This window comes from Vibrio sp. SG41-7, assembly GCF_014164465.1.
GTDB classification, from domain to species: Bacteria; Pseudomonadota; Gammaproteobacteria; order Enterobacterales; family Vibrionaceae; genus Vibrio; species Vibrio splendidus.
Genome location: NZ_JACJFF010000006.1, coordinates 95,388 through 106,236 on the forward strand (window position 1 = coordinate 95,388; position 10,849 = coordinate 106,236).

The following is a 10,849-nucleotide window of genomic DNA, read 5'->3' on the forward strand; positions in this document are numbered from 1 at the left end:
TTGATGTTGCATCTCTATTAATAGAGATTGCATTTATGCTTGGCTAGTCTACCGACAAGCTTTAGACTGTCAACACATTGATAATATCAAAAGTTTACATCTGGTTATTTTTTAACCACATCAAGAATGGAAGTTACTATGGATCTCGCCTTTGACCGCCAGCATATCTGGCATCCTTACACATCAACGTTAACACCTCTGACCTGCTACCCAGTCACCAACGCAGACGGTGTTTACCTAGAATTAGAAGGCGGAAAACGAATTATTGATGGTATGTCATCTTGGTGGTCAACCATCCACGGCTACAATCATCCAAAGCTCAATGCTGCGGCTCACAGCCAAATCGATAAGGTTTCACACGTTATGTTTGGCGGTATCACCCACCGGCCCGCTATCGATTTATGTAAGAAACTGCTGAATTTAGCGCCAAGTAATCTAGAGCACGTATTCTTGGCCGATTCAGGTTCAGTGGCCGTGGAAGTTAGCCTTAAAATGGCACTGCAGTACTGGCATGCTAAAGGGCAACCGCGTTCAAAGTTCCTAACGCTAAGAGATGGTTACCACGGTGATACCTTCGCAGCGATGTCAGTGACCGATCCGAATAACTCGATGCATAGCCTTTACAAAGGCTTTTTGCCTGAGCACATTTTCGCTGATTCGCCAAAAACCGGCTTTTGGGATGATTGGAATTCAAGTGACATCAATAGCTTTCGAGAGAAACTCACAGCCCATCATGAAGAGGTTGCCGCCGTAATCTTAGAGCCTATCGTTCAAGGCGCTGGCGGCATGCGCATCTACCACCCTGAGTTCCTAAAACAAGTTCGCTTACTGTGTGATGAATTCAACGTATTACTTATTTTGGATGAGATTGCGACCGGATTTGGCCGAACAGGCAAACTGTTCGCCTGTGAGCATGCCGATGTTCAACCCGATATCTTATGCGTAGGCAAGGCTTTAACTGGCGGCTATATGACGCTGTCAGCGACGCTTGCGAGCAAAGAAGTCGCAGACACCGTATGTGGCGGTGAAGCGGGTTGTTTTATGCACGGGCCTACCTTTATGGGCAACCCTTTAGCTTGTGCTGTGGGTGCAGCAAGTTTATCCATCATCGAGCAAGGCCATTGGAAAAATCAGACTCAACAGATTGAACAACTCTTTTCTGAGTTGCTACCACCGTTGCGAGAGCATGACCTTGTCAAAGACGTTCGTTGGTTAGGCGCTATTGGCGTTGTTGAAACACATACACCTGTCGATATGAAAACCATTCAAGCGCACTTTGTAGAGCAAGGTGTTTGGATCCGCCCATTTGGTAAGTTGATTTATATGATGCCTCCGTTCATTAGCAAACCGGAACATATCGAACAGCTTGTTTCATCCATTGATTGCGCATTAAAAGATAGCCGCTGCTTTAAATAGAAGACAAAACTATGACCTCTCCTTGCTGGTTCATTTGCTATCTGCAATATTGAAGTTAAGGAGAGGTCGGTTAGTTATTATCGACAATAGAGAACGACCGCCTTCTAACGAAGTTGGCTGTCTTTACTTGCTCTGCGATTGAACAATGAGTGACGATGCGCAACGTGTTCAAACATGGACTGGCATCCAATACAGAAACGCACGCCTTTAATCGCTAGCCGTCTCTTTTCTGATATTTCATCACCGCACTCGTCACAATAATGCAAGCTTTCCCCACTTTGAATGCTCCCTCTTACACGAGAGATTTCATCATCAATGGTATTTTGAATTTGCTGACTGACGCTATCGTCACCTGCCCATCCTACGGCCATAAGTCCTCCTCTGTATTTGCATGAGAAAATTTATACCTACCGCGGTAAGAGCATATTATAACCACATTATCGACTTGCAATAATCATCAAAATTAAGAAAACACTATTACGCACAGGTAACAAAGTTAATTATTTCTCACCATTGCCCCATTCTATAGGCAATAAAAAACCCAGCCTGCTGGCTGGGTTTTATTAGCAATCTAATGCTGAATCAGTCTAATTAACCAATGTGCGTTACGCCGCCCATGTATGGTTGAAGTACTGTTGGGATAGCAATACGGCCATCTGCTTCTTGGTTGTTCTCAAGAATAGCAACCATAGTACGACCAACAGCAAGACCAGAACCGTTTAGTGTGTGTACAAGTTCAGGTTTCTTCTCGCCTTTACGACGGAAACGAGCTTGCATACGACGCGCTTGGAAATCCCACATGTTTGAACAAGAAGAAATTTCACGGTAAGTCTCTTGTGCTGGAACCCATACTTCTAAGTCGTAAGTTTTCGCAGAACCGAAGCCCATGTCACCTGTACATAGAATCACTTTACGGTAAGGAAGCTCTAGAAGTTGAAGTACTTTCTCAGCATGACCTGTTAGCTCTTCAAGCGCTGCCATTGAGTCTTCTGGCTTAGTGATTTGTACTAGCTCAACTTTGTCGAATTGGTGCATACGGATAAGACCACGAGTGTCACGACCGTAAGAACCCGCTTCAGAACGGAAACATGGAGTGTGAGCTGTCATCTTAAGTGGCAGTTCAGCTTCATCAGTAATCGTGTCACGAACCATGTTCGTTACCGGTACTTCTGCCGTAGGGATAAGCGATAGAGTCTTAAGAGGTACGTCACTTACTTGTTCAGTTAGCGGGCTTGTGTGGAACAAGTCTTCGCCGAACTTAGGAAGTTGACCAGTACCGTATAGGCTATCGTGGTTCACTAGGTACGGCACGTACATTTCTGTGTAGCCGTGCTCATCAGTGTGAAGATCCAGCATGAACTGAGCAATAGCACGGTGTAGACGTGCAAATTTGCCTTTCATCACGATGAAACGAGAACCCGAGATTTTAACTGCGCTAGCAAAATCAAGACCGCCAGACATTTCGCCTAGATCTACGTGATCTTTCACTTCGAAGTCGTAAGTCTTAGGTTGACCCCAACGAGAAACTTCTACGTTGTCGTCTTCATCTTTACCGTCTGGCACTTCTGCATCAGGTAGGTTAGGAATTGACATGGTGATCGTTTCTAGCTCAGATTGAAGCTCAGCCAATGTTACTTTAGCTTGGTCTAGTTCTGCGCCTAAGTTGCCTACTTCAGCAAGGATACGCTCAGCTTCTTCATGGTCGCCTTTTGCTTTCGCTTGACCAATGGACTTCGATCGAGAGTTACGTAACGCTTGCAGCTCTTCAGTTTTCATCTGAAGGGACTTACGTTTTTCTTCAAGTTCACGAATTGTCTCTACATCAAGGGTGAAGCCTCGACGTGCTAATTTTGCCGCTGTTTCATCCAGCTCAGCTCGAAGTAATTTAGAATCCAGCATTGCTAATCCTATGCTTTAGTTATTTGAATATTCAGTAGATTGCTACTGAATCACTGCTAAACCCCTAAAACTGGTGCTATTTCGACCAATTTCAAACGATTTAATTGAATTTTTATGACTAGGTAACGATATCCAAAAAAGACTACTTTTCATAGCGTTTTTGTGGGCTTTTTGCGTCCAAATCCGCCAGATAATCTAGCTTCTCGCCAATTTTAGTCTCTAAGCCTCGTTTTGTTGGGAAATAGTATTGCTTCTCTCCCATTTCAGGGGGCAAATACTTTTCGCCGGCTGCGTAGGCACCAGGTTCGTCATGAGCATAACGGTATTCTTGCCCGTAGCCCATGTCCTTCATCAAAGTTGTGGGTGCATTTCGTAAATGATGAGGAACTTCATACTCAGGTAGATTGTGTGCATCCGTTAACGCTTGCTTCCAAGCGGTATAAACGGCGTTACTCTTTGGTGCACACGCGAGATAAACAACCGCCTGTGCAATAGCACGCTCCCCTTCGGCAGGACCAATTCGAGTGAAGCAGTCCCAAGCGGACATTGCGACCTGCATTGCTCTTGGGTCAGCGTTGCCGATATCTTCAGAAGCTATCGCTAGCAAGCGTCTTACGATATACAAAGGGTCACAACCCGCAGCAATCATTCTTGCTGACCAATACAACGCCGCATCAGGGTTTGAACCGCGAATCGATTTGTGAACAGCGGAGATCAAGTCGTACCAAATATCGCCCTTATTATCAAAGCGAGCGACTTTCTCCCCTGCTACCTCAGCCAGCAACTGTAACGTTATCGCTTTCTCGCCTTTGTCGTTGTCTTCCGCCATGTCATACAGCAGCTCAAGATAGTTGAGCGACATACGTGCGTCACCGTTGACCAGTTCAGCGAGGCGATCTAAGACGTTATCAGCAAAATCAGCCGTCACATCACCCAGACCGCGCTGTTTATCTTCAATAGCTTGGCGAATAACGAGAGAAATATCATCGGTATGAAGCGAAGTCAGCTTGTAAACACGCGCACGTGACAACAAAGCATTGTTCAGTTCAAAGGATGGGTTTTCTGTGGTCGCGCCAATAAAGGTCACGGTGCCATCTTCAATATGTGGCAAAAAGGCATCTTGCTGACTTTTGTTAAAGCGATGGACTTCGTCCACAAACAGGATCGTTCTGCGCCCTGCTTGTTTATTTTCACGCGCTTTTTCAATCGCAATACGAATGTCTTTAACACCCGAGGTTACCGCTGATACGCGCTCAACTTCAGCATTCGCATAATTTGCTGCCACTTCCGCCAGCGTGGTTTTACCGGTGCCAGGAGGCCCCCATAAAATCATCGAGTGAATATGGCCCGCTTCCAACGCTCTACGAAGTGGTTTACCTGGGCCTAATATATGCTGCTGACCGATGTACTGTTCGACAGTTTCAGGTCTCATACGAGCAGCAAGGGGACGAAAATCTTCGTCCCCTGCAAAATCTAAGCTGTAATTACTCAATTGCAATCTCTTGATTCGTTGATGGCATCTGTGCCTATCGACGTATTACCAAATGATCTGCTTCATTAGATCAGTTTCTTTGGTCGTCGACCTCGACACCTTCCGGTGCCACAAAAGTAAAGCGGTCTGCTGCAGGTTTACCTAAGTCAACATTGCTAAAAGTAAACTCACCTTTCTGACCGTCTTGTTCAATCACGTTAAAGCCCTGAACAATACCCTTTTCAGTGATCTTAATCTGGAAGTCGCCCTGATTAGAATCTACGGCTGTCGGCGTTAGCGTAAATTGGTTACCGGTTTGCGCGACATTGTAGTTGTCCCAATCGCTTTCTTGGTTACGAGTCAGCAAGACAAAAGGTGTTTGCGATGTGGCTTGTTCTTGCCAGTAAATGCTCACTTGTTCAATGAATGGGCTGTAGTACCACAAGCTTTGACCATCAGATACCAATAGGTTTTCATCAGGGAAAGTCGTTTCCCAACGGAATAAGCTTGGGCGTGCAATCTCAACCGTGCCCTCGCCTTCCATAACAACATCACCATCAGGGCTAGTCACGACTTGTTTAAAGTCGGCGCTAAAACCTGCATTCAATGACAAGCGACTACTCAGTTCTTCTTTCGGAGAAGCCAATACTGAAAAGCTCATAAATAAAAGTGCGAATACTTTTTTCATCAATAATCCTGTTAGAACATACGTCGGTCATATTTTCGATTTGACCGACTTAATAGTTATGAGTTCCGAGCGGAACTAATCTTTTGGTGGCGCTGGTGCTAGGACTTCACGGTTACCGTTATGGCCCGGAGCACTCACAATGCCTTGAGCTTCAAGCTGCTCAACAATTCGTGCCGCACGGTTATAGCCAATCTTGAATCGACGTTGTACGCCAGAAACTGAACCACGACGTGAATGGACAACGTGTTCTACCACTTGATCAAACAGTGGATCGACTTCTTCATCGCCTTCCATCTTCTCACCCGGTAACAGTGTTTCCGGGGTTTGGTCGCCGTTCGTAATCTCTTCAATATAGTTTGGCTTACCGCGTGCTTTCCAGTTGTTCACTACCGCGTGTACATCATCATCAGATGCAAACGCACCGTGTACACGAGTTGTGTGGCTTGAACCCGGTGGTAAGTACAACATATCACCCATACCCAATAATGATTCTGCACCACCTTGGTCAAGAATAGTTCTTGAATCCGTTTTGGTTGATACCGTAAAGGCAACACGTGTTGGGATGTTTGCTTTAATAAGACCAGTAATAACATCCACCGAAGGACGCTGAGTTGCTAAGATCAAGTGAACACCAGCCGCACGCGCTTTCTGCGCCAAACGTGCAATCAGTTCTTCCACTTTCTTACCGACTACCATGATTAAATCGGCGAATTCATCGACGACAACCACAATATAAGGCAGTTTTTCCAACAATGGTGCTTCAGGGTCCATGCTGTCGCCCGGTTTCCACAGTGGGTCATGAATTGGGTGACCCGCTTCCGCGGCCATCTTCAATTTGTCGTTGTAGCCTTTAATGTTACGAACACCGAGAGCCGACATCAATTTATAACGACGTTCCATTTCACCTACACACCAACGAAGGGCGTTAGATGCATCTTTCATGTCAGTCACAACTTCAGACAATAGATGTGGAATACCTTCATAGATAGATAATTCCAACATTTTCGGGTCGATCATGATGAAGCGAACATCTTCCGGCGATGCCTTGTAAAGCATACTCAAGATCATCACGTTTACACCAACCGACTTACCAGAACCGGTTGTACCAGCAACCAGAACATGTGGCATCTTCGATAGGTCAGCAATAACCGCTTCACCAGCAATGTCTTGTCCGAGAACAACGGTCGTTGGTGACTTCGCTTCTTGGAACTGAGGGCTGCCCACCACATCGGAGAAGAATACGGTTTGACGGCTCATGTTCGGCAATTCTAAACCAACATAAGGTTTACCCGGTATTACCTCGACGACACGTACTGCCAATGCAGAAAGCGAACGAGCTAAGTCCATAGAAAGGCCAGAAATACGGCTTACTTTGACGCCCGGAGCCAGATCGAGTTCAAATCGAGTGATGACAGGACCTGGGAAAATATCAACCACATCAGCTTTGATCTTGTAGTCCGCTAGCTTCGATTCAACAAGACGAGCGATCGCCTCTAGTGCATCGCGGTCAATAAAGGTTTCGCGTTTTTCAGGGTGGAACAACAACTCAAGCGTTGGCAATGGTTCGGCCGGTTTCGGTAAGTTAACATCTTGCTGTACCAGGAACGGGTTTTGTGTCGCCGCCATGTTCGCTTGTGCCTCAGAGACAAGGCTTTGGAAGGCTGCTACATCTTGATCTGGGTGAAGAGGCTCTTCTTCTGTTACCTGTTCCCAAGGAAGATCAACCGTTGGCTCTTGAGTTTGTTCGTTTGATTGCTCAAATTCTGAATTATTTTGTTGGTTAACTAAAGACTCAGGTTGCTCTGCATTATCTTCTTCAATCGATACAGACTCGAACTCTGAAGGCTGCTCATAACTTTGTTCTTCAGCCACATTAAACGGTGATGCTTGTACTGAGAAATCGTCTTCGCTTGGTTCTTCTGGTTCACCCATTGGCGAAGCGTATAACGATTCAGGTTGAACATCTTCCGTATCGAATTCACTCTCAACTTCTGGAGTGCGATCAACTTCGGAAGTGCTATCGACTACTGACTCAGCACTTTCAAGGTCAATGTCAGTAGGGACAACTTCTGGTTGGTCGTTCTGCATGTATTGTTGGTACGCAGCCTGAGATTCGTGAGCATCCGTCTGATCTTGCTCAGCGAGATCATCTTCATACATAGCGGCATTTTCTAGCTGCTCTATCGTCGCATTCAACTGCTTCGAGCGCTCAATGCCTTCTTCGAAAGGTTCTTCTGGCGCGTGGTAAACAGGAGCGACAGAGATAGGTTGCTCTGGTTGAATTTCAGGTTGAACTTGCGGTGCCTCATAAGTAGAAACCTCTGGCTTAGCTGGAGCCTCTACTGGCATATGGATATTGTAATGACGCTTCGACGTTGCGCTGTTGTCCAACGCATTTACGCCAGTGTCTGAAGAGTCGTTGGTCGCAGAGAAGCTCATCGCAGGGTCGAGCTGATCTTGTTCTGCTTCTTTATACCCTTCTATAGCCTTACCTTCGATAAGATTGTCTTCTAACGCAGGGACATCACGGAAAGTCGGCTTTTGATGACGTTCCGTTAGAGAATCTCTGTCTGTCGATTCTTTCAATTCAGGCTCAAGTAGCTCTTGATCTTGGCCACGAGCCTTATTAACAGCAGATGTAAAAAATTTAATGGCACATTCGCCTAGCCATTCCACAATACTTAACCAAGAAATTCCGGTTAATAGCGTCAAGCCAGCTCCCCATAAGAAAAGAAGAACTAGCGTACTACCGAGAACATTTAACGTAGGAAGCGCAAGGCTTGTTAGTACGTCACCCACGACGCCACCTGACGAAAAGTACCAAATGTCGTCAAAGTTGATATCGGCTAGACCGCAACTAGTAAGAATCAGGACAGTAAGACCAAGTAAGCGAGTACCCCACAGCATGAAATCGATCTGCTCGTCTTCATTGCGTTTACGGAATAATACCCACGCAGCAACCGTTACCAAGATAGGTAAAGGGTAAGCCAGAGAACCAAACACAAAGAAAAGCGTATCCGCCAACCATGCACCTAAGTAGCCACCCGCATTTTGAATGTCACCACCCCACGCCGTTTGCGACCATGATGGGTCTGCAGGACTAAAAGTTAATAACGCAACGGCAAGTAGAATAGAGAAGAGAACACCCATAATCAGGCTGCACTCTTTTAGACGTTGAGAACCATTCAAACGAGGAGACTGAGGCTCTTCACTCGTTTTAATGATTGTTTCTACTTTATTACTACTCTGCTTGAACATAAACCAACTTAATAATTAAACGGAATAAAACATCTCGAGCGACCAAAGCCGCCCGTTTCAATGAAACTACTGTTGATTTAACCATATCAAACAGAAAAACCCAATTCCAGAAAGCAAGAAAGCGGAACAAATGTCCGCTTTCTTTCATTTCACCAATTGTGACTAACGAGTTTTAATCACAAGTTGATTGGTTTGTTTCACTTCTTCCATTACAACGTAAGTTCGAGTGTCGTTTACGCCCGGTAGACGAAGTAACGTATCACCCAGTAGCTTACGGTAAGCACCCATATCCGATACACGTGTTTTTAGAAGATAGTCAAAATCACCCGACACTAAATGACACTCTTGGATGTCATCCAGTTTCTGCACAGCGGTGTTGAATTGTTCGAACACATCTGGAGCACCACGGTTCAACGTAATTTCAACAAACACTAAAAGTGAAGCATCAAGATACTGTGGGTTCAGCAACGCTGTGTACCCAGTAATGTAACCTTGACGTTCTAAACGACGAACACGCTCAAGACATGGAGTTGGAGAAAGTCCTACTCGTTTTGAGAGTTCAACGTTTGAGATACGACCGTCTTTTTGCAACTCATTAAGAATGTTGCGGTCAATACGATCTAGTTCCTTGGACGGCTTCTTATAATTGTCTGCCATTTTTTATTCCACCTTATTACTTCCTTGCAAAAAAATATACTACAACTTTTTAATATTCGGTATCAAATTCTATCTAAACCTATCTATACTAGATATTAATTCGACAGAATTACCCTACACATAGATAAAACAACCATAATATAATGAGGAGTCAGGATGATCATTGGCGTACCGAAGGAAATCAAGAACCACGAATACCGCGTTGGTATGACCCCAGCTAGCGTGAGAGAACTAATCTCACATAGCCACCAAGTTTTTGTTGAAACCAATGCCGGTACTGGTATCGGTTTTTCAGACGATGATTACATCGCTGTAGGCGCATCCATTCTTCCTACTGCTGCTGACGTTTTCGCGAAAGCAGAGATGATTGTAAAGGTTAAAGAACCTCAAGCTGTCGAGCGAGCTATGCTTCGTGAAGGGCAAATATTATTTACCTATTTACACCTTGCACCAGATTTTCCACAAACGGAAGAGCTAATCAAGAGCAAAGCTGTCTGCGTAGCCTATGAGACTGTAACAGATAATATGGGTCGCTTGCCACTATTAGCACCAATGTCTGAAGTCGCTGGTCGCATGTCTATTCAAGCAGGTGCACAAACACTAGAAAAATCTAACGGTGGTTGTGGTCTTCTTCTTGGCGGCGTTCCTGGTGTTGAACCAGCGAAAGTTGTTGTTGTTGGCGGCGGTGTTGTGGGTGCTAACGCAGCACGTATGGCTGTTGGCCTTCGCGCAGACGTAACCATTCTTGATCGCAACGTAGATACGCTTCGTCGTCTTGATGAAGAATTCCAAGGTCGCGCAAAAGTGGTTTATTCTACTGAAGACGCTATTGAGAAGCATGTTCTAGAAGCAGACCTAGTGATTGGTGCAGTACTAATCCCAGGCGCAGCCGCTCCTAAACTTGTTACAAAAGATCACATCGCTAAGATGAAGCCAGGTTCAGCGGTTGTTGATGTTGCAATCGACCAAGGTGGTTGTTTTGAAACTTCACATGCAACGACTCACGCCGATCCAACTTACATCGTTGATGACGTAGTTCACTACTGTGTTGCTAACATGCCGGGTGCCGTTGCTCGTACTTCTACTTACGCACTAAACAATGCAACACTTCCTTACATTGTTAAGCTAGCGAACAAAGGCTACCGCGAAGCACTTCTATCTGATGAAGGTTTCCTAGAAGGTCTAAACGTAATCCACGGTAAAGTGACTTGTAAAGAAGTTGCAGAGAGCTTTGACCTAGAATATGTAGACCCAGCTGAAGCAATCGCAATGTTTAACTAATGCTGTAATAGCTAACTGAGCGCAATAACCTTCTCGTTGAAGCGTTCAGTTAACTCATACACATTAAACAAAAAGCCAGTACGACATTATGTCGCGCTGGCTTTTTTTGCATTTATAGCTTTGTCTTGTATTTATAGCTTCATTTTTCATTTATGACTTTGTTATGCGTTTATGCGTTT

8 protein-coding genes are annotated in these 10,849 nt (G+C 45.1%); 2 read left to right on the plus strand and 6 right to left on the minus strand.

Going from position 1 to position 10,849, the window contains the following annotated elements; translation table 11 throughout:
• Positions 1 to 138 precede the first annotated feature (138 nt).
• Complete coding sequence (gene bioA / locus H5300_RS02990) at positions 139 to 1,416, plus strand: adenosylmethionine--8-amino-7-oxononanoate transaminase (RefSeq protein WP_182795371.1); 1,278 nt, start codon at positions 139 to 141, stop codon at positions 1,414 to 1,416.
• Between the two features lie 104 nt (positions 1,417 to 1,520).
• Here the strand turns inward: bioA and H5300_RS02995 are convergent, their stop codons facing one another.
• The 6 genes from H5300_RS02995 to lrp form a co-directional block, all read right to left on the minus strand.
• On the minus strand, positions 1,521 to 1,787 hold the full coding sequence (locus H5300_RS02995; RefSeq protein WP_017083256.1) for a DksA/TraR family C4-type zinc finger protein: 267 nt from the start codon (positions 1,785 to 1,787) through the stop codon (positions 1,521 to 1,523).
• A 220-nt stretch (positions 1,788 to 2,007) separates the two neighbouring features.
• A complete protein-coding gene (serS, locus tag H5300_RS03000; RefSeq protein ID WP_004734554.1) occupies positions 2,008 to 3,315 on the minus strand; it encodes a serine--tRNA ligase in 1,308 nt (435 codons plus the stop codon).
• 142 nt (positions 3,316 to 3,457) lie between these two features.
• On the minus strand, positions 3,458 to 4,813 hold the full coding sequence (locus tag H5300_RS03005; protein WP_017089177.1) for a replication-associated recombination protein A: 1,356 nt from the start codon (positions 4,811 to 4,813) through the stop codon (positions 3,458 to 3,460).
• Between the two features lie 64 nt (positions 4,814 to 4,877).
• A complete protein-coding gene (gene lolA, locus H5300_RS03010) occupies positions 4,878 to 5,474 on the minus strand; it encodes an outer membrane lipoprotein chaperone LolA (protein ID WP_029222076.1) in 597 nt (198 codons plus the stop codon).
• A gap of 75 nt (positions 5,475 to 5,549) precedes the next feature.
• The gene (locus H5300_RS03015) at positions 5,550 to 8,732 is read right to left on the minus strand and encodes a DNA translocase FtsK 4TM domain-containing protein (protein ID WP_182795372.1); all 3,183 of its coding nucleotides are present in this window, start codon (positions 8,730 to 8,732) and stop codon (positions 5,550 to 5,552) included.
• Positions 8,733 to 8,894: 162 nt separating this feature from the next.
• Positions 8,895 to 9,389 (minus strand): leucine-responsive transcriptional regulator Lrp, encoded by a 495-nt coding sequence (lrp, locus tag H5300_RS03020; protein ID WP_004734558.1) that lies wholly within the window; start codon positions 9,387 to 9,389, stop codon positions 8,895 to 8,897.
• A gap of 156 nt (positions 9,390 to 9,545) precedes the next feature.
• Between lrp and ald the strand changes: the two genes are divergently transcribed.
• Positions 9,546 to 10,670, plus strand: coding sequence for an alanine dehydrogenase (ald, locus tag H5300_RS03025; RefSeq protein WP_004734559.1), 1,125 nt, complete (start codon positions 9,546 to 9,548; stop codon positions 10,668 to 10,670).
• The last annotated feature ends 179 nt before the right edge of the window (positions 10,671 to 10,849 follow it).

Bases quoted from the DNA above. Each gene is read 5' to 3' on its own strand.
- bioA (WP_182795371.1), top strand. From the start codon at position 139: ATGGATCTCGCCTTTGACCGCCAGCATATCTGGCATCCTTACACATCA.
- H5300_RS02995 (WP_017083256.1), bottom strand. From the start codon at position 1,787: ATGGCCGTAGGATGGGCAGGTGACGATAGCGTCAGTCAGCAAATTCAA.
- serS (WP_004734554.1), bottom strand. From the start codon at position 3,315: ATGCTGGATTCTAAATTACTTCGAGCTGAGCTGGATGAAACAGCGGCA.
- lolA (WP_029222076.1), bottom strand. From the start codon at position 5,474: ATGAAAAAAGTATTCGCACTTTTATTTATGAGCTTTTCAGTATTGGCT.
- H5300_RS03015 (WP_182795372.1), bottom strand. From the start codon at position 8,732: ATGTTCAAGCAGAGTAGTAATAAAGTAGAAACAATCATTAAAACGAGT.
- lrp (WP_004734558.1), bottom strand. From the start codon at position 9,389: ATGGCAGACAATTATAAGAAGCCGTCCAAGGAACTAGATCGTATTGAC.
- ald (WP_004734559.1), top strand. From the start codon at position 9,546: ATGATCATTGGCGTACCGAAGGAAATCAAGAACCACGAATACCGCGTT.